Origin of the sequence: Micromonospora yangpuensis, assembly GCF_900091615.1 — a bacterium.
GTDB classification, from domain to species: Bacteria; Actinomycetota; Actinomycetes; order Mycobacteriales; family Micromonosporaceae; genus Micromonospora; species Micromonospora yangpuensis.
Window position 1 is genome coordinate 1,865,940 of sequence record NZ_FMIA01000002.1, and the last position, 18,684, is coordinate 1,884,623.

General features: G+C 72.3%; 16 protein-coding genes and 1 pseudogene. 14 read left to right on the top strand and 3 right to left on the bottom strand.

The annotated features are described in order from the left end of the window. Positions 1–627, top strand: coding sequence for an HAD family hydrolase (locus GA0070617_RS08650; RefSeq protein ID WP_091435488.1), 627 nt, complete (start codon positions 1–3; stop codon positions 625–627). Here the strand turns inward: GA0070617_RS08650 and GA0070617_RS08655 are convergent. The 3 genes from GA0070617_RS08655 to GA0070617_RS08665 form a co-directional block, all read right to left on the bottom strand. Then, a complete protein-coding gene (locus tag GA0070617_RS08655) occupies positions 594–2,261 on the bottom strand; it encodes an MDR family MFS transporter (RefSeq protein ID WP_091435489.1) in 1,668 nt (555 codons plus the stop codon). The two genes, GA0070617_RS08650 and GA0070617_RS08655, sit on opposite strands and share 34 nt — an antisense overlap. Before the next feature lie 142 nt (positions 2,262–2,403). Next, on the bottom strand, positions 2,404–2,859 hold the full coding sequence (locus GA0070617_RS08660) for a MarR family winged helix-turn-helix transcriptional regulator (RefSeq protein ID WP_229688089.1): 456 nt from the start codon (positions 2,857–2,859) through the stop codon (positions 2,404–2,406). Positions 2,860–3,007: 148 nt separating this feature from the next. Next, positions 3,008–4,711 (bottom strand): alkaline phosphatase D family protein, encoded by a 1,704-nt coding sequence (locus GA0070617_RS08665; RefSeq protein ID WP_091435490.1) that lies wholly within the window; start codon positions 4,709–4,711, stop codon positions 3,008–3,010. A gap of 148 nt (positions 4,712–4,859) precedes the next feature. On the opposite strand from GA0070617_RS08665, the gene ftsY reads away from it, so the two are divergent. From ftsY to rimM, 13 genes and pseudogenes are all read left to right on the top strand, one after another. After that, entirely contained in the window at positions 4,860–6,029 is a 1,170-nt protein-coding gene (ftsY, locus tag GA0070617_RS08670) for a signal recognition particle-docking protein FtsY (RefSeq protein WP_091435491.1), read from the top strand. 6 nt (positions 6,030–6,035) lie between these two features. Continuing rightward, positions 6,036–6,899, top strand: a complete 864-nt coding sequence (locus GA0070617_RS08675) for an aminoglycoside phosphotransferase family protein (RefSeq protein ID WP_175440472.1) — start codon at positions 6,036–6,038, stop codon at positions 6,897–6,899. Positions 6,900–7,119: 220 nt separating this feature from the next. Then, positions 7,120–8,490 (top strand): ammonium transporter, encoded by a 1,371-nt coding sequence (locus tag GA0070617_RS08680; RefSeq protein WP_091435492.1) that lies wholly within the window; start codon positions 7,120–7,122, stop codon positions 8,488–8,490. A 25-nt stretch (positions 8,491–8,515) separates the two neighbouring features. Then, entirely contained in the window at positions 8,516–8,854 is a 339-nt protein-coding gene (locus GA0070617_RS08685; protein ID WP_007456507.1) for a P-II family nitrogen regulator, read from the top strand. A 108-nt stretch (positions 8,855–8,962) separates the two neighbouring features. Next, positions 8,963–11,290: pseudogene (locus GA0070617_RS08690) on the top strand ([protein-PII] uridylyltransferase); the annotation flags it as partial. A gap of 184 nt (positions 11,291–11,474) precedes the next feature. After that, positions 11,475–13,028, top strand: a complete 1,554-nt coding sequence (gene ffh / locus GA0070617_RS08695; protein ID WP_091435494.1) for a signal recognition particle protein — start codon at positions 11,475–11,477, stop codon at positions 13,026–13,028. A gap of 67 nt (positions 13,029–13,095) precedes the next feature. Next, positions 13,096–13,674: a Uma2 family endonuclease gene (locus GA0070617_RS08700; RefSeq protein WP_091435495.1), complete on the top strand. Its 579-nt coding sequence runs from the start codon at positions 13,096–13,098 to the stop codon at positions 13,672–13,674. Positions 13,675–13,692: 18 nt separating this feature from the next. Beyond that, on the top strand, positions 13,693–14,775 hold the full coding sequence (locus GA0070617_RS08705; protein WP_091435496.1) for an amidohydrolase family protein: 1,083 nt from the start codon (positions 13,693–13,695) through the stop codon (positions 14,773–14,775). Positions 14,776–14,943: 168 nt separating this feature from the next. Next, the gene (gene proS / locus GA0070617_RS08710; protein WP_091435497.1) at positions 14,944–16,350 is read left to right on the top strand and encodes a proline--tRNA ligase; all 1,407 of its coding nucleotides are present in this window, start codon (positions 14,944–14,946) and stop codon (positions 16,348–16,350) included. 126 nt (positions 16,351–16,476) lie between these two features. Beyond that, on the top strand, positions 16,477–17,124 hold the full coding sequence (locus tag GA0070617_RS08715) for a ribonuclease FAU-1 family protein (RefSeq protein ID WP_091435498.1): 648 nt from the start codon (positions 16,477–16,479) through the stop codon (positions 17,122–17,124). Positions 17,125–17,365: 241 nt separating this feature from the next. Continuing rightward, entirely contained in the window at positions 17,366–17,845 is a 480-nt protein-coding gene (gene rpsP, locus GA0070617_RS08720; protein WP_091435499.1) for a 30S ribosomal protein S16, read from the top strand. Between the two features lies 1 nt (position 17,846). After that, entirely contained in the window at positions 17,847–18,080 is a 234-nt protein-coding gene (locus GA0070617_RS08725; protein WP_013732101.1) for an RNA-binding protein, read from the top strand. Then, positions 18,080–18,682 carry a ribosome maturation factor RimM gene (gene rimM / locus GA0070617_RS08730; RefSeq protein ID WP_091435500.1) on the top strand — a complete coding sequence of 201 codons (603 nt, stop codon included), beginning with the start codon at positions 18,080–18,082 and terminating at the stop codon, positions 18,680–18,682. The genes GA0070617_RS08725 and rimM overlap by 1 nt, the downstream gene beginning before the upstream one ends. The last annotated feature ends 2 nt before the right edge of the window (positions 18,683–18,684 follow it).

Genomic DNA, 18,684 nt, shown 5'->3' on the forward strand with positions numbered 1-18,684 from the left:
GTGGCTCGGGAACGCGCGACAGCGCTCCTGGTGGACCTCGACGGGGTGCTGCGTCGGTTCGACCCGGCCGTGGCGGCCGGGGTGGAGCGGGAGTACGGGCTCTCCGACGGGGTGCTGGGTGAGATCGCCACCCAGTGGGGGCGGCTGCAGCCGGTGCTCACCGGCCGGGTCAGCCACGCCGAGTGGATGAGCAGCGTCGCCGACGCGCTCGCCGACTCGGTGGGTGACCCCGAGCGGGCCCGGACGGCGGTCGCCCAGTGGCAGCGCTACCGGGGCGAGGTGGACCCGGAGGTGCTCGCCTTCCTCCGCGAGGTGCGGGCCACCGGGATCCGGGTCGGGCTGGGCACCAACGCCACCGACGTGCTCGACGCCGACCTGACCGCGCTGGGGCTGGCCGACGAGTTCGACGTGGTGGTCAACTCCTCGGTGGTCGGGTTCAACAAGCCGGCGAAGGAGTACTTCCAGGCAGCCTGCGCCGCGTTGGCGACCGCACCGGCCCGGGTGCTCTTCGTCGACGACGAGGACTGGGCGATCCGGGGCGCGCGGGTGGCCGGGCTGTCGGCGTACCGGTGGAGTGGTCCGGCGGGCCTGCGTTACCTGCGGGCCGCGCTGACGCCGGCCGGCTGAGCCACCGGCTGGCGGTTCGGGCCCGGCAGTGGCCTGTCGGCGCCGACCAGGATCGGGCTGCCGGCGGCCGGTGCCGACGGCTGCCGCGCGACCTCGTCGGCGGGCGGGTCGTCGTGGTGCCGGCGCAGCGGCACCTCCCTGATCAGGCTCACCGCGACCAGGGCGATCAACCCGAACGGGGCGGCGGCCAGGAAGATGTCCCCGGCGCCGTCGCCGTACGCGCTCTCCACCACCGCGCGTACCGGCGCGGGCAGCGCGTTGACGTCGGGCAGGGTGCCGCCGGCGTCGATGGCCGGCACACCGAGCCGGGCCAGGCCGTCGCTGAGGTAGCCGGTGACCCGGGTCGACAGCAACGCGCCGAGGGCCGAGACGCCGACCGCGCCACCGAGGGTACGGAAGAAGGCGACAAGTGAGCTGGCCGCGCCGAGCTCGTGCGGGCCCACGCTGTTCTGCACCACCAGCACCAGGTTCTGCATGGTCAGGCCCAGTCCCACGCCGACCAGGACCAGGTATCCGCTGAGCAGCACCAGGTTGGTGTCGGCGCGCAGCGTGCCCAGCAGCGTGAAGCCGACGGTGAGCAGCGCGGAGCCGGCGACCAGGTACCGCTTCCACCGGCCGGTGCGGCTGATCACCTGGCCGACCACGGTGGAGGCGATCAGCAGGCCGAGGATCATCGGCAGCGTCATCAGACCTGCCACGGTCGGGCTCTGCCCCCGGCTGACCTGGAAGTACTGGCCGAGGAAGACCGAGACGCCGAACATGCCGACGCCGACCGCGACGCTGGCGACGGTGGCCAGGGTGATGGTCCGCGAGCGGAACAGGTGCGGGGGGATGACCGGTTCGGCGGCCCGGGTCTCCACCAGCACCGCGAGCGCGCCGAGGAGTACCGCGCCGGACACCATGGCCAGACTCGGCCAGGAACCCCAGGCGAACCGGTCACCGGCGAGGGTGACCCAGATCAGCAGCGTCGAGACGGCGGCGGTGATCAGCGTGGCACCCGTCCAGTCGATCTTCGCCTTCCGGCGGACCACCGGCAGGTGCAGGGTCCGCTGCAACACCACCAGGGCGGCCAGGGCGAACGGCACCCCGACGTAGAAGCACCAGCGCCAGCCGAGCCACGGGGTGTCGACGATGACGCCACCGATCAGCGGGCCGCCGATGGTCGCCACCGCCATCACCGCCCCGAGGTAGCCGCTGTAGCGGCCCCGCTCCCGGGGCGTGATCATCGTCGCCATGATCACCTGGGCCAGCGCGGTGAGGCCGCCCGCGCCGATGCCCTGCAACACCCGGCAGGCGATCAACTGGCCGGTGCTCTGGGAGAGCCCGGCCAGCACCGACCCGATCAGGTAGATCACCAGGGAGAGCTGGACCAGTGTCTTCTTGTTGGTCAGGTCGGCGAGTTTGCCCCAGATCGGGGTGGTCGCGGTGGTTGCCAGCAGGGCCGAGGTGATCACCCAGGTGTACGCCGACTGGCCGCCGTGCAGTTCGGTGATGATCCGTGGCAGCCCGTTCGTGACGACCGTGGAGGAGAGGATCGCGACGAACATCCCCAGCAACAGCCCGGAGAGTGCCTCCAGGATCTGCCGGTGGCTCATCTGGACCGGGGTCGTACGGATGGTTGCCGCCTGGGTCATCGTGCCGTGCCTCCGCCGGGTGTCGAACTGGGTGCCTGAGGCAACCGTATGACTTTGTTGCCTCAAGCAACAACTTGGGACGTCGCGGATCTGTTCCCGCCACCGGTGGTGTCGGCCCTCGTGGTGACCGCCACCGGCGGTCTCAACCCTGGCTGTGGCTGCCCCAGGCGTCGTTGAAGCGGCTCAACAGCCGGGCGAAGTCCGCCACGTCCTGTTCCGGCCAGCCGTGCACGGTGCGCCAGATCTGGCCCAGCCGGGAGTCGCGGGCGGCGTCGAACCGGTGCTGCCCCTGCTCGGTGAGGCTGAGCTGGGCGGCCCGTCGGTCGGTGGGATCCGGATCCCGCCGGACCAGCCCGAGCGCCTCCAGCCCCTGGATCTGCCGGCTCAGCGTGCCCTTGCCGATGCCCAACCGCTCGGCCAGCTCGGTCAGCCGGATCGAGCCGCACCGGCGCAGCCAGAGCAGCAGCCCGTACGCGTTGGGTTCGAGGTTGGGGTGCACCTCCCGGGCGATCTCCCAGGAGATGGCCCGACCCCGGCGCAGCAGGGCGGTCAGCTCGTGCTCCACCGCCCGCAGCGGCTCCGGCAGGTCCTCGTCCACACCGAGAAAGAGTACGGTGGCGGCCCGCCCGGCGGTTCCCCGTCCACTCCCCGTCCACTCCCCGTCCACTCCCCGTCCGCCGGCGGCAGATGTTTGCAAGGGGCCCCTGCACCACCGAAAGCGATAGGAAGGGGCCCTTCCTTACACCTCAGGTGAGGTGGTGGTGGGCTACCGGGCGTAGCTCGCCGTCGCCGGTGGTGCCCTCGATGGTCACCGCCGCCGACCGGCCCTCGTGCCGCAGGGTGCTCACCGCGTTGCCGAAGTACGGCCCGGCCAGCTTGCGCCACCGCACGGTCGGGCGACGGACCCCGGCGGCGCGGGCCAGGGCGCGGGCGGCCGACGCCGGCCCGGCCGCCCAGCCCAGCTTCATCACCGGGCGCATCCCGGCCGGCACCTGGTTGTGGATCGGCGAGCAGGTGAGCTGGTGCACCGGGGTGCGCATCTCCGGCTCGGCGAACTGCGCCCGGGCCACGTACGAGTGGTGGACGTCGCCGCCGAGCACGCTGATCGACGCCGGTGGGGCGTACGCCGGACCGGCGCCTACCCGGTCGCCGGAGGTGCCCGGCTGCCCGCTGCCGATCCGCACGAAGAGCGCGCCCAGCGCGTCGAAGGAGCGACGGAACGCCGCCCAGTGTTCCAGGTCCAGCGCGCGGCGCAGGCTCTCCCCGAACTTGGCCACCCAGGCCCGGTCGGACTCGGCCAGCCGCTCGTTCCACGACTCCACGTGGTGGATGCCCGGCGGCAGCAGCCAGGGCAGCGAGGAGCCCACCACCAGGTGGTCGTAGACGCCGTGGGCCCGGTCGACGAACCAGGACCACTCGCCGGCGGGCAGCATCGCCCGGTGACCGGGCTCCAGCACCCGGCTGCACCGGTTGTCCAGCATCACCAGCCGGGTGCGGCCCAGGTCCAGCGAGTAGCTCCACTGGTACTGCACGGCCCGCCAGCGGTCGTTGTCGTGGGCCACGTCCGACTCGGTGTCCACCCGGGCGCCGAACTCGCGCAGCACCTCGGTGGCGTCCTCGGCGGCGGTGATCTTGGCGTACAGCGGGTCGGCGGTGATCTCGTCCGGCGACAGGTTGCCCAGGTGCTGGTACACCCAGTACGAGGCCAGTCCGCTGGCGATCCGCTCGGCCCACCACGGCTGCTCCCGCATGTCCGCGCGCCAGGCCGCGGAGGTGTTCCAGTCGTCGATGACCTCGTGGTCGTCGAAGATCATCACGCTCGGCACGGTGGAGAGCAGCCAGCGGATCTCCGGGTCCCGCCACGACTCCAGGTACAGCTTGGTGTACTCGTCGAAGCTGACCACCTGGTCTGCCGGGGCGTCCTTGGGCCGCCGCCGGCGGCGCTTGAGCAGCCGCTGCATCGTCGGTGAGGTCTCGTCTGCGTACACCTGGTCGCCGAGGAGCACCAGCAGGTCGGGCCGGCCGGCCTCACCGGCCGCGGTCATCATCCGCCGGGCGTACGCGTCGAGGGCGTCCGGGGGCAGCTTGCGGGTGGTGGCGTGCTGGGTGGTCTCCCGGCACGAGCCGAAGATCATCCGTACCGGCTGGTCGCGGTCGTCGGCGGCCCGGGTGCGGATGACGCTCGGCGGGAACTCGCTCTCCGGCAGCGGCCAGGCCACCTCGTCGCCGATCGACACCTGGTAGGTCGTGGCGCTGTCAGGGGTGAGCCCCTCCACCACCACCAACGCGTAGTGGTGGTCGTACGCGGAGAAGGTGGGGGCGCTGCCGGTGGCGCCGTCGGCGGTGCGGACGGTGACCACGGCGGGCCCGCTCGTCTCCACCCAGATCGTCGCCCTGGTGTCGACGACCCGTCGCAGCAACGGGCCGATCAGCAGGCGGGACTCAGGCATGCGGGAACTCCTCGGGGTGAGACGATCTCTTATTTGTACCCGCTCGGCCGGCCCGCCACCCCCTGCCAGCGGCAGCGTACCCGCTGGTCGAGCGGTTGCCGGGTGCGGTGCCTGGGACGCCGTCGCCGCCATCTGACAGGATTTCGGCATGGATTACCTCCTCATCGCCCTCGCGCTGCTCGGTGTGCTGATCCTGGGCGGCATCGGACTGGTGGTGCCGCGGCTGCGCCGCCGGCAGGAGCCACCGCCGGCACCGGTCGAGCCGGAGCGGACGGCGCCGGAGGTCCAGGCGCCGGAGGCCGACCTCTCCACCGGGGTCGTGGTGGAGGCTCCACCGGTGGTCGAGGCGCCCGCGCCGACCCTGGAGGTCCCCGAGCCGACCGCCGGCCGGCTGATCCGGCTGCGGTCGCGGCTCTCCCGCTCGCAGAACGCCTTCGGCAAGGGGCTGCTCGGCCTGCTCAGCCGGGACCACCTGGACGAGGACGCCTGGGAGGAGATCGAGGACAGCCTGATCACCGCGGACGTCGGCATCGACGCCACCCGGGAGATCGTCGACCGGCTGCGTGAGCGTACCCGGGTCCTCGGCACCCGCTCGGCCGTCGAACTGCGGGCGCTGCTCGCCGCCGAGCTGGTGAACGCCCTCGACCCGGAGCTGGACCGGTCGCTGAACACCACAGGTAAGCCGGACGCCCCGGCGGTGTTGCTGGTGGTCGGGGTCAACGGGGCCGGCAAGACCACCACCTGCGGCAAGATCGCCCGGGTGCTGGTCGCCGACGGCCGTACCGTGCTGCTCGGCGCCGCCGACACGTTCCGGGCCGCCGCCGCCGACCAGTTGCAGACCTGGGGTGGCCGGGTGGGTGCCGAGACGGTACGCGGGCCGGAGGGTGCCGACCCGGCAAGCGTCGCCTTCGACGCGGTCCGGCGGGGCATCGACACCGGCGTGGACACCGTGCTGATCGACACCGCCGGGCGGCTGCAGAACAAGATCGGCCTGATGGACGAGCTGGGCAAGGTCAAGCGGGTGGTGACCAAGCACGGCCCGATCGACGAGACGCTGCTCATCCTGGACGCCACCACCGGGCAGAACGGTCTGGAGCAGGCCCGGGTCTTCACCGAGGTGGTCAACGTCACCGGGGTGGTGCTCACCAAGCTCGACGGCACCGCCAAGGGCGGCATCGTGATCGCCGTGCAACGCAAGCTCGGCATCCCGGTGAAGCTGGTCGGCCTGGGTGAGGGGCCGGACGATCTGGCGCCCTTCGAGCCGACCCAGTTCGTCGACGCGCTGCTCGGCACCGAGCCGCTCGCCCGGGACGCGTAACCTCGGGTGACCATCGACGATCGCACCTTCACCGGGTGGCGTGATCCGCGCCAGTCGGGGCCGCGCCTCGGGAGACCGTACGTGACTTCGCAGGAGATCCCGCTGCACGGCGGGAACGTCAGCACCGTGGTCCGGGTGGGCGACACCGTCCGGCGTAACGCCGGCCCGTGGACACCGGCCGTGCACGCCCTGTTGCGCCACCTGGAGTACGTCGGCTTCAGCGGTGCGCCCCGCGCGCTGGGCATGGACGAGCGCAACCGGGAGGTGCTGTCGTACCTGGAGGGGGAGTGCGGGGAGTACCCGCTCGCCGGGCACTGGGTGACCGACGAGGCGCTGGTGACGGTCGCCACCATGCTGCGGATGTTCCACGACGCCCAGTACGGTTTCGTGCCCCCGCCCGGGGCGGTCTGGCGCTCGTTCGGCCCGCCGCCGCCGGACACCGAGGTGATCTGCCATCACGACGCCGCCCCGCACAACGTGATCTGGCGACCGGACGGCACCCTCGGGCTGATCGACTTCGACCTCGCCTCGCCCGGCGCGCGGATCTACGACGTCGCCTACGCCGCCTGGACCTGGGTGCCGATCTTCTCCGACCGGGACTCGATAACCCTGGGCTGGAAGCGCCCGGACCGGCCGCGCCGGCTGCGGCTCTTCGCCGACGCGTACGGGCTGATCCCCCGGGACCGGCACCGGCTGATCCGGACCATCCGCAAGCGGATCGTCGACCACGTCGAGGGGATCCGGCGGATGGCCGCCGCCGGCGAGCCGGCTTTCGTCCGGATCGTGCACAAGGGTCACCTTCGTCGCCCCATGCGTGACCTGCGCCTGCTCGACTACGAGCGGCACGCCCTGGAGCACGCGCTGCGCTGACCGGGTCGGGGAGACCCCCTCCACCGACCGGTCCGCCGACCTCGGCCGTTGTGCCGATGGTGCGGTTTTCTTCACACGTTGGAAACAAGCCGTCACGCCTTGGAAATCGACGGGGCACGTTCCGTGAAACAGCCGCCGGAGAGAGTTCCGCGCAACCGGCGTACGGGCGACGCTGCCCCGGAAGCCGCGAAGGAGGGAACCCCACTTTTAGGAGGCCAGCGTGCCTGAAGCACCGACGATCGATACCGGCAACACCGCGTGGTTGCTGATATCGAGCGCGATCGTGTTGCTCATGACGCCGGGTCTGGCGCTGTTCTACGGCGGCCTGAACCGGTCCAAGGGCGTGCTCAACATGATGATGATGAGTTTCTCCGCGATGGGGCTCATCAGTATTCTCTGGCTCTTTTACGGCTTCAGCATCGCCTTCGGCGATGACCAGGGCGGAGTGATCGGCAACGTCGGTCAGTACCTCGGCACCAAGACCTTCATGGCCGAGACCGACCTCTGGGGCGAGACCGGCATCCCGCTCTACGTCTTCATGGCCTTCCAGATGATGTTCGCCGTCATCACCGTCGCGCTGATCAGCGGCGCGATCGCCGACCGGGCCAAGTTCTCCGGCTGGCTGCTCTTCGCCTTCGGCTGGGCCACCCTGGTCTACTTCCCGGTGGCGCACTGGGTGTGGGGCGGTGGCTTCATCGGCGCCGGCCTCGGCGCCCTGGACTTCGCCGGTGGCACCGCGGTGCACATCAACTCCGGTGCCGCGGCCCTGGCCCTGGCGCTGGTGCTCGGCAAGCGGCTCGGCTGGCCCCGCGAGGCCATGAAGCCGCACAACGTGCCGATGGTCGCCCTCGGCGCCGGTCTGCTCTGGTTCGGCTGGTTCGGCTTCAACGCCGGCTCCGAGCTGACCGCCGATTCGACCACCGCGATCGCCTTCCTGAACACCCAGATCTGCGCCGGCGCCGCCGTGCTCGGCTGGCTGATCGTGGAGAAGGTGCGTGACGGCAAGCCGACCCTGGTCGGTGCCTCCTCCGGCGCCGTCGCCGGTCTGGTCGCGATCACCCCGGCCTGTGCCTTCGTCGCCCCCTGGGCGGCGGTCCTGCTCGGCCTGGTCGCCGGTGCGGTCTGCGCCCTGGCGGTCAGCCTGAAGTACAAGCTCGGCTACGACGACGCCCTCGACGTGGTGGGCGTGCACTTCGTCGGTGGCTGGATCGGCTGCCTCTGGATCGGCCTCTTCGGCACCAGCTCGGTCAGTTCGCTGGTGGAGAACGAGGGCCTGTTCTACGGCGGCGGGGTCAGCCTGCTCGGCGTCCAGGCGCTGAGCGCCCTGATCGTCACGGCGTACTCCTTCGTGGTGGCCTTCGCGCTCGGCTTCGTCATCAACAAGACCATCGGGTTCCGGGTCTCCGCCGAGGACGAGGTCAACGGCATCGACCTCAGCGAGCACGCGGAGAGCGGCTACGACCTGAGCCCGGCCGGTGGCAGCTCGGGTGGGGCGTTCGCGATGGCCGGCATCGGCACCCCCGCTGCCGCGTCGAGCACCACGCCGGAGGCGGAGCCCGCCGTTCCGGCCAACGAGAAGGTCGCCGGTTAACGTTCCTGCTATGGAGGGGTTGGACATGAAGCTGGTGACCGCGGTCATCAAGCCGTACCAGCTGGACGCGGTGAAGGAGGCGCTGCACGCCCTCGGCGTGGCCGGCCTGACCGTCAGCGAGGTCCAGGGGTACGGCCGGCAGAAGGGGCACACCGAGGTCTACCGGGGTGCCGAGTACACGGTCGAGTTCCTGCCCAAGATCCGGGTGGAGGTGCTCACCGACGAGATCGACGTCGAGAAGATCGTCGACGCGATCGTGGGCGCCGCCCGGACCGGCAAGATCGGTGACGGCAAGGTGTGGGTGACCGGAGTCGAGGAGGTCGTCCGGGTCCGTACCGGTGAACGCGGCCTCGACGCACTCTGAGTCGGAGCTGCCACCATGGCCTCGTCGATCAGGAAGAACGTGTCTGCATCCGCCCCGGGCGGTGACGCGCGACGCCTGGTCGACGAGGCCGTCGGCGTGCCCGGCGGGGTGGGGGCGTCGGCCCGGGCGGCCCGGGCCGATGCGTACGACCGTTGGTTGGGTTCGCTGCTGCCGGCCCGGCCCGGGGTGGCCCTGGTCGCCGTCGGCGGGCTCGGCCGGCGCCAGTGCGCCCCCTACGGCGATCTCGACCTGGTGCTGTTGCACGCCGGCGTGCCCGGCGTCGACGAGCTGGCCGCGTCGCTGTGGTACCCGATCTGGGACGCCGGGGTCCGGCTGGACCACTCGGTGCGCACCGTCGCCGAGGCGCTGTCGGTGGCCCAGGACGACGTCAAGGTCGCCCTCGGCCTGCTCGACGCCCGGTACGTCGCCGGTGACCGCGAGCTGGCCGACTCGCTGATCCGCACCGCCGCCGACCACTGGCGGCGCACCGCCGTCCGTCAGCTCCCCGGGCTGCGGGAGATCACCCTGGCCCGCTGGCAGGCCCACGGTGAGCTGGCCTTCCTGCTCGAAGGTGACCTCAAGGAGGCCGCCGGAGGGCTGCGCGACGTGGGCATCCTGCGGGCGATCGCCACCGCCGGGGTCACCGACGCGCTCCGCCCGGCGGTGCACGCCGCGCACCGCCGGCTGCTGGACACCCGCGACGCCCTGCACCAGCAGGTCGGCCGCCGGGTGGACCGACTGCTCGCCCAGGAACGCGACGGCGTCGCCGCCCTGCTCGGCCTGCGCGCCCCCGACATCGTCACCGACCCGGGCACGGGCCGGCCCGGCGACGGTGGGCCGGACGCGGCGGTGGCCGGCGACGGTGGGCCGGGCGTGGGCCTGACCGGCGGCGGTGCGCTGACCGGCGACGGTGGTCCGGGTCTGGTCCGCGACGGTGACCTGGTGCTGCGGCGGGTCGCCGGGGACGCCCGGACGGTCGGGCACGCCCTCGACGACGCCTGGCGGGCCGCCGACCGGATGCGCTCCGGGCGACGCCGCGGGATCCCCGGGCCGCCGGTGCGTCGACCCGTGGCCCGGGACGTGGTCGAGCACGACGGCGAGCTGGTACTGGCCCGTACCGCCATCGGCGCCCGCCCCGACCCCAGCCTGTCGCTGCGGGTGGCCGCGGCGGCGGCCACCACCCGGCTGCCCATCGCCCGGGCCACCTGCGAGTGGCTGGCGGCGTACTGCCCGGCGCTGCCCGCCCCCTGGCCGCCGGAGGCCCGCGCCGCGCTGCTCACCCTGCTCGGCGCGGGGGCCGGCCTGGTGCCGGCCTGGGAGGCCTGCGACCGGTACGGCCTGGTCGACCGTTGGCTGCCGGAGTGGACCCGGCTGCGCAGCCTGCCCCAGCACAACCCGGTGCACCGGTTCACCCTCGACCGGCACCTGGTGCAGACCGCGTACGAGGCGAGCCGGCACACCCGTGACGTCGACCGTCCCGACCTGCTGCTGCTCGGCGCGTTCCTGCACGACATCGGCAAGGGCCTCGGCGGCGACCACAGCCTGGTCGGCGCACCGATCGCCGAGGCGATGGCCGCCCGGACGGGACTGCCGGCGACGGAGGCGGCGCTGATCGGCACCCTGGTCCGGCTGCACCTGCTCCTGCCGGACGTGGCCACCCGCCGGGACCTCTCCGACCCCAAGACCATCGCCGGGGTGGCCGAACGGGTAGGCGACACCACCACCCTGGACCTGCTGCACGCGCTGGTACGCGCCGACGCCGCCGCCACCGGCCCGGCCGCCTGGTCGGACTGGAAGGGACGGCTGGTCGCCGAACTCGTCTCCCGGGTGCGTACCGCCCTGGACACCGGGGTGGTGCCGGCGCCACCGGACCCGGATCCGGCGCTGGTGGCCGGGCCACTGCCGGTCGTACACCTGGCTGCCGACCGGGTGTCGGTGGCCGCGGCGGACCGACGCGGCCTGCTCGCGACGGTGGCCGGTTGCCTGGCCCTGCACCGGCTGGAGGTGCTCGCCGCGGATGCCGCCACGGTCGACGGCCGGGCCCTGGTCCAGTTCCGGGTGCAGCCCCGGTACGGGCTCGCACCCGACCCGATCGCGCTCACCGCCGACCTGCGCCGGGCCGTCAACGGCGACGTCTCGGTCACCCAACGGCTGCGCGGCCGGGCGCTGGCCGCCCGGGGCGAGGGAGCCGCCCCGCGGGTGGTCTGGCACCGGGAGGCGGCCACCGACGCGGTCCTGCTGGAACTGCGCGCGGCCGACGCCGCCGGCCTGCTCTACCGGGTCGCCTGCGCGCTGGACGAGGCCGGCGCCCAGGTCCGGGCGGCCCGGATCGCCACCCTCGGCGCCGACGTGGTGGACACCTTCTACCTGGTCGGCGGCGCCCCCACCGACCCCGAACGGGCCCGCTTGGAGGCCGCCGTCCTCACCGCGGTGTAAGGAAGGGCCCCCTGTTAACGCATTCGGTAGAGAAGGGTTCCCCTCTCACCGTCCACGCCCGGCGGGCCGGCCGACCGTGGGCCGGCGCTCAGCGGGGGATACGCGTGGCGGGATACCCTAACGGTGACCGGACCTGCCCGGTCGCGTTGTGCCCGCCGGAACGACTGACAAACGGGATGTTCGCGTGTTTGACACCTTGAGTGACCGCCTGTCCGGGATCTTCACGAAGCTTCGCGGCAAGGGCCGGCTCACCGACGCCGACATCGACGCCACCGCGCGCGAGATCCGGATGGCGTTGCTGGAGGCCGACGTCGCGCTGCCGGTGGTCAAGGGCTTCATCGCGAACGTCAAGGAGCGGGCCCGCAGCGCGGAGGTCTCCCAGGCGCTCAACCCGGCCCAGCAGATCATCAAGATCGTCAACGAGGAGCTGGTGAACGTCCTCGGCGGCGAGGGCCGGCGGTTGCAGTTCGCCAAGCAGCCACCGACGGTGATCATGCTCGCCGGCCTGCAGGGCTCCGGTAAGACCACCCTCGCCGGCAAGCTGGCCCGCTGGCTCAAGGGCCAGGGCCACCAGCCGCTGCTGGTCGCCGCCGACCTGCAGCGCCCCAACGCCGTCGGGCAGCTCCAGGTGCTCGGTGGCCGGGCCGGGGTCGAGGTGTACGCCCCGGAGCCCGGCAACGGCACCGGTGACCCGGTGCAGGTGGCGCGGGCCTCGATCGAGCACGCCCGGCGGGCCGCCCGGGACATCGTCATCGTCGACACCGCCGGCCGGCTCGGTATCGACGCCGACATGATGCGGCAGGCCGCCGACATCCGGGACGCGGTACAGCCGGACGAGGTCATCTTCGTCATCGACGCGATGGTCGGTCAGGACGCCGTGCGTACCGCCGAGGCGTTCCGCGACGGTGTCGGCATCACCGGTGTGGTGCTCTCCAAGCTCGACGGCGACGCCCGGGGTGGCGCGGCCCTGTCGGTGCGGGAGGTCACCGGGCAGCCGATCCTCTTCGCCTCCACCGGCGAGAAGCTGGAGGACTTCGACGTCTTCCACCCCGACCGGATGGCCAGCCGGATCCTCGGCATGGGCGACGTCCTCACTCTGATCGAGCAGGCCGAGCAGGCCTTCGACACCGATCAGAAGGAGAAGATGACCGCCAAGCTGATGGGCGGTGAGCAGTTCACCCTGGAGGACTTCCTCGACCAGCTGATCGCGGTCCGGCGGATGGGCCCGATCGCCAACGTGCTGGCCATGATGCCCGGCATGGGGCAGATGAAGGACCAGCTCGGTGAGCTGGACGACAAGCACTTCGACCGGGTCACCGCGATCATCCGGTCGATGACCCCGGCCGAGCGGAGCACCCCGAAGATCATCAACGGCTCCCGGCGGGCCCGGATCGCCGCCGGCTCCGGGGTCACCGTGATGGACGTCAACCAGCTGCTCAACCGCTTCGCCGACGCGCAGAAGATGATGAAGCAGATGGGCGGCATGATGGGCCTGCCCGGCGGCGGTCGACGCAAGGCGACCAAGTCGCCGAAGAACAAGCGCAAGGGCACCAAGGGCGGCAACCGGCCGCGCGCCGGGGCGCAGGGTGGGCTGCCTCCGGGCTTCCCGGGCGGCATGCCGCAGCTGCCGCCGGGGATGAACCCGGACGACCTGGCCGGCCAGGGGCTGCCGCCGGGCTTCAAGCTTCCGAAGATCGACTTCAACAAGCTCGGCAAGGGGGACAAGGGCCCGCGCTGACGCGTGTCGGTGACGGCGGGCGACCTCGTGGACGCTTAGGGTGAGGTCTCCTCTGGAAGGAGGAGTCATGACCGTGGCACCCATCCTGCCCGAGCGCTCGGAGTGGACGGTCGACGACCTCGGCGACCTGCCGAAGGACCTTCCGTACGAACTGATCAACGGAAGGTTGATCGTGCCGTCCCCCACCGCGCTCCACCAGGACCTCTGCGTCTGCCTGCTGCTGGCGCTCGGAGTCGACTGCCCGCCCGACCTCATGGTCAGCATCGACCTGTCCATGCAGGTCGACCGGCGCAACGAACCCCGTCCGGACGTGGTCGCCATCCGGCGGGAGCACGCCGACCGCAGCCCGGTACCGATCGCCGACGCGCCGCTGGTGGTCGAGGTGATCTCCCCGTCCTCGGTCTTCCGGGACATGTACGACAAGGCCCGGGTCTACGCCCGCGCCGGGGTACGGACCTACTGGGTGGTCGAGCCGCTGCACGAGCGGATGACGCTCACCGAGTTCGTGCTCGGCCCGAGGGGCGAGTACGAGGCAGCCACCCACACCGAGGACCTCTTCGTCACCGAGCGGCCCTGGAAGGTCTCGGTCGACCTGCCGGCGTTGACCGCCCGCCGGGCCGGTCTGCTGACCCGCGACGGGCAGTGATCCGGTAGGACTGTGCACATGGCTCTGCATGTGCGCGGTGTGCTCCTGCCCGACGACGAGGTCCGGGACATCTGGCTGGTCGGTGACCGGGTCACCTTCGAACCACAGCCCGGCGCGGAGACGATCGTCGACCGGGGGTTCGTCCTGCCCGGTCTGGTCGACGCGCACTGCCACCTCGGCATCGCCCGGGGCGGCACCCCGATCACCTCGCTCGACCAGGCCCGCGCGCTGGGCCGGACCGACCGGGACGCCGGGGTGCTGGCGATCCGGGACGCCGGTTCGCCGTACCCGTACCCGGAACTCGACGACGACCCGGAGTTGCCGCGCCTGGTCCGCGCGGGCCGGCACATCGCCCCGCCCCGGCGCTACCTGCGCGACATCGGCATCGAGGTGGACGCGGCGCAGGTCGCCGCGACCGTGGCCGAGCAGGCCCGGGCCGGCAACGGCTGGGTCAAGCTGGTCGGCGACTGGATCGACCGGGGCATCGGCGACCTCGCTCCGGCCTGGGACGCCGCCACGATGACCGCGGCCGTGGCGGCCGCGCACGCCGCCGGGGTACGCGCCGCGGTGCACACCTTCTCCGAGTCGGCCGTCGAGATCATGGTGCGGGCCGGGGTCGACTCGGTCGAGCACGGCACCGGGCTGAGCCTGGACGTGATCGACGAGATGGCCCGCCGGGGTACCGCGCTGATCCCCACCATGATCAACATCCGGACCTTCGGCGGGATCGCCGACACCGCCCGCCCCAAGTTCCCCGGGTACGCCGACCACATGATCGCCCTGCGGGACCGCTTCCCCGAGGTCGTCCGGGCCGCCCACGAGGCCGGGGTGCCGATCTACGTGGGCACCGACGCCGGCGGTGGCATCGACCACGGGCTGGCCGCCGAGGAGATGCTCCTGCTGCACGAGCAGGCCGGAATGCCCGTACCCGAGGTGTTGGCCGCCGCCTCCTGGCGGGCCCGGCAGTGGCTCGGCCTGCCCGGCCTGGTCGAGGGTGGCCTGGCCGACCTGGTCGTCTACCCGGACGACCCCCGACGGGACCTGCGGGTCGTCCGCGCCCCCTCCCACCTCGTCCTGCGGGGTCGCCCCCGGCGGCCCTGACCGGTCGCCGCGCCGGGTCGCCGCTGACCGGTCGCCCCTGGCCGGTCGTGGCGGCGGTTTCCCGGAGGTGGCGGGGTCGTGGCGACGGAAGGCCACGACAGCCAGGAAACCGTCGCATCGGGCTCCCGGGCGCGGGTCCGGGGTGGGTCCCGCATAGGATGTGCGGTCATGGCTCGCGTGCTCACTCCCCGTGCGGAGGACTTTCCCCGCTGGTACCAGGATCTGATCGCCAAGGCGAAGCTGGCCGACAACGGCCCGGTGCGCGGAACGATGGTGATCCGACCGGCCGGCTACGCCATCTGGGAGCGGATGCAGGCCGAGATGGACGCCCGGATCAAGGCGGCCGGCGCGGAGAACGCGTACTTCCCGCTGTTCATTCCGGAGAGCTACCTCAAGCGGGAGGCCCAGCACGTCGAGGGCTTCTCGCCGGAGCTGGCCGTGGTCACCCACGGTGGCGGCAAGCAGCTGGCTGAGCCGGTCGTGGTCCGCCCCACCAGCGAGACGGTGATCGGCGAGTTCATGGCCAAGTGGGTCGACTCGTACCGGGATCTGCCGTTGCTGCTCAACCAGTGGGCGAACGTGGTCCGCTGGGAGCTGCGGCCCCGGATCTTCCTGCGTACCAGCGAGTTCCTCTGGCAGGAGGGGCACACCGCGCACGCCACCGAGGCCGACGCCCGCGCCTACGCGCGCAAGATCCTGCATGAGGCGTACGAGGACCTGATGGCGACCGTGCTGGGCATCCCGGTGCTGGTCGGCCTCAAGACCGCCCGGGAGCGGTTCGCCGGTGCCACCGCCACGTACACCTGCGAAGGCATGATGGGCGACGGCAAGGCGTTGCAGCTCGGCACCAGCCACGAGCTGGGGCAGAACTTCGCCAAGGCCTTCGACATCAGCTACTCCTCGGCCGAGGGCGGCCGGGAGCACGCCTGGACCACCTCCTGGGGCACCTCGACCCGGATGCTCGGCGGTCTGATCATGTGCCACGGCGACGACAACGGGCTCCGGGTGCCGCCGAGGCTGGCCCCGATCCAGGCGTACGTGATGGTGGTCAAGGACGGCGAGGGGGTCGGCGAGGCCGCGACCGGGCTGCGCGACGCGCTGCGTGACGCGGGGGTCCGGGTCGCGCTCGACGACCGGACCGACACCGCCTTCGGCCGCCGGGCCGTCGACGCCGAACTGCGCGGCTACCCGGTACGCGTCGAGGTCGGCCCCCGCGACCTGGCCGCCGGCAACGCGGTCGTGGTGCGCCGTACCGACGGGTCGAAGTCCCCGACCGCGGTGGCCGACGTGGTCGGCGCGGTGCGCGCGGCGCTGGAAGCCGACCAGCAGGCGCTCTACGACCAGGCGCTGGCCCACCGGGAGTCGCGCACCGTCGAGGTGGCCACCCTCGCCGAGGCGATCGAGGCGGCGGCCACCGGGTGGGCCCGGGTGCCCTGGTCGGCGGTGGGCGTGGCGGGGGAGACCGAGGCCAACGCCCAGGGCGTCACGGTCCGCTGCCTGCTGCGCGCCGACGGCTCCGTCCCCGACTCCGAGGACGAGCCGGACCTGCAGGCCATCCTCGCCCGCGCCTACTAGAGGTGTAAGGAAGGGCCCCCTGTTAACGCTTTCTGTATAGGAAGGGCCCCCTCCTAACGCTCCAGCGCCGGTCCGGCGTGGCCGGCGTGACGACGGGGAGATCCACGCGACACCGGGAGGATCAACGTGCGCTTCGAGCCGGGGCGGCTGATCGTGCACCGGAACGTACGGCAGGGCCGGATCGGCTGGGTGCGGACGGCCCGGGTGGTCAGCGACGACGACCGGGGGCTGCTGATCTTCGTACCCCGGAACGCCCCGGTGGCCAGCGAGGTGACCGCCGACGGACGGGGCATGCGGACGATGCCCTTCGCCGAGTGGATCACGTCGTCCTACCGGCTCAAGCGGGGTCGCTGGCAGGGGCCACCCCTGCTGAAGTTCCTGCCGGTCGGGGCGGCGCACTCGGTGTGGTGGTTCCAGGACGACCAGGGCCAGTTCGCCAACTGGTACGTGAACCTGGAGGAACCGGGCGTCCGGTGGGACGACGGGACCCTGGCCGGCGTGGACATCGTCGACCAGGACCTGGACGTGGTGGTGCATCCCGACCGCAGCTGGCAGTGGAAGGACGAGGAGGAGTTCGCCGAGCGGCTCGCCCTCGCCGAGCACTACTGGGTCCCCGACGAGCAGGCGGTACGCGCCGAGGGGCGACGGGTGGCCGCGATGGCGGAGGCGGGCGAGTTCCCGTTCGACGGCACCTGGTGCGACCTCACCCCACCGACCGACCGGAGTATGCCGGACGAGCTGCCGCCCGGTTGGGACCGCCCTCCGGCACGCTGAGCGTGTTCCTCGTCACCGCCGTCGCCCGGCGAGGGCGGGTCGGGGTGGGTCCGGTGCGCGGGATCGGCGTCGGGTCTGGCAGAATGGGACGCTGGTATCCGACGGGTGTTCGGCGCCCTCTACCCCGGGCACCTGGTCAGTCCACCGAGCAGTCTCCGGCCCAACCCCACTGTGCCGGTCGGCTCTCACCCGTGCACCGCCCGTTCGGGCCGGTGAGAATCGCAACAGGAGCGAAACAACTGTGGCCGTAAAGATCCGGCTCCTGCGGATGGGCAAGATCCGCAACCCGCAGTACCGCATCGTGATCGCCGACTCGCGCACCAAGCGCGACGGCCGGGCGATCGAGTTCGTCGGGATCTACCAGCCGAAGGAAGACCCTTCGGTGATCGAGGTCAAGTCGGACCGGGTCCAGTACTGGCTCTCCGTCGGCGCGCAGCCGAGCGAGGCCGTCCAGCGTCTGCTGGAGCTGACCGGTGACTGGCAGCAGTTCAAGGGCCTGCCGGCTCCGCCGCCGCTGAAGGTCGCCGCCGAGCGCGCCGACCGCAAGGCGGCCTACGAGGCCGAGGCGAAGGCCGCGGCCGGGATCGCCGACACCCCGACCAAGCCGGCGAAGAAGGCCAAGGCCGAGACGCCCAAGGCCGAGACCCCGAAGGCCGAGACCCCGGCCGAGGCGCCGAAGGCCGAGGAGCAGTCCGGTACGACCTCCGGCGAGCAGGGCTGACGTGGCTCTGCGTCCGGCGCTTGAGCACCTGGTCAAGGGCATCGTCGACCATCCCGACGACGTACGGGTCCGGATGGTCGACTCCCGTCGGGGTAAGCGGCTCGAAGTCCGCGTACACCCGGAGGACCTGGGCACGGTGATCGGCCGCTCCGGCCGAACCGCCAAGGCGCTGCGCCAGGTGATCGGTTCCATCGGCGGGCGCGGGGTACGCGTCGACATCGTCGACTCGTACTGATGCAGCTCATCGTCGGCAGGATCGGCAAGCCGCACGGCATTCGCGGTGAGGTCACCGTGGAGGTGCGCACCGACGAACCCGAGGCACGCTTCGCTCCCGGATCGGTGCTGGTCACCGAGCCGGGAGCGGCGCCGCGGTCGGGTTCCGCCGCCACGCCGTCGGGTTCCGCCGGGGCGGAGGTCGACTCGGTGCCGCCGGTCGGGCCCGAGCCGTACCGGGTACCCGAGCGGTTGACCGTCACCGCGGCCCGCTGGCACCAGAGCCGACTGCTGGTCTGCTTCGCCGACGTGGCCGACCGCAACGTCGCCGAGGCGCTGCGCGGCACGCTGCTCGCCGTGGACAGCGCCGAGGTCGCCGCGCCGGCGGACCCGGAGGAGTTCCACGACCACCAACTCGTCGGGCTCGCCGTGGTCAGCACGACCGGTGAAAGCATCGGCGAGGTGACCCGGATCGACCACGCGCCCGCCTCCGACCTGCTGGTGGTGCGGCGACCCGAAGGGCGTACCGCGTTGGTCCCCTTCGTCCGCGCGATCGTGCCGGAGGTCGACCTCGCCGGTGGACGCGTCGTGGTCGACCCGCCGGCCGGCCTGCTCGACCTCTGACG

Excerpts from the sequence above, each read along its gene's own strand:
- GA0070617_RS08655 (WP_091435489.1), bottom strand. The coding sequence starts at position 2,261 with ATGACCCAGGCGGCAACCATCCGTACGACCCCGGTCCAGATGAGCCAC.
- GA0070617_RS08665 (WP_091435490.1), bottom strand. The coding sequence starts at position 4,711 with ATGCCTGAGTCCCGCCTGCTGATCGGCCCGTTGCTGCGACGGGTCGTC.
- ftsY (WP_091435491.1), top strand. The coding sequence starts at position 4,860 with ATGGATTACCTCCTCATCGCCCTCGCGCTGCTCGGTGTGCTGATCCTG.
- GA0070617_RS08685 (WP_007456507.1), top strand. The coding sequence starts at position 8,516 with ATGAAGCTGGTGACCGCGGTCATCAAGCCGTACCAGCTGGACGCGGTG.
- GA0070617_RS08700 (WP_091435495.1), top strand. The coding sequence starts at position 13,096 with ATGACCGTGGCACCCATCCTGCCCGAGCGCTCGGAGTGGACGGTCGAC.
- GA0070617_RS08705 (WP_091435496.1), top strand. The coding sequence starts at position 13,693 with ATGGCTCTGCATGTGCGCGGTGTGCTCCTGCCCGACGACGAGGTCCGG.
- proS (WP_091435497.1), top strand. The coding sequence starts at position 14,944 with ATGGCTCGCGTGCTCACTCCCCGTGCGGAGGACTTTCCCCGCTGGTAC.
- rimM (WP_091435500.1), top strand. The coding sequence starts at position 18,080 with ATGCAGCTCATCGTCGGCAGGATCGGCAAGCCGCACGGCATTCGCGGT.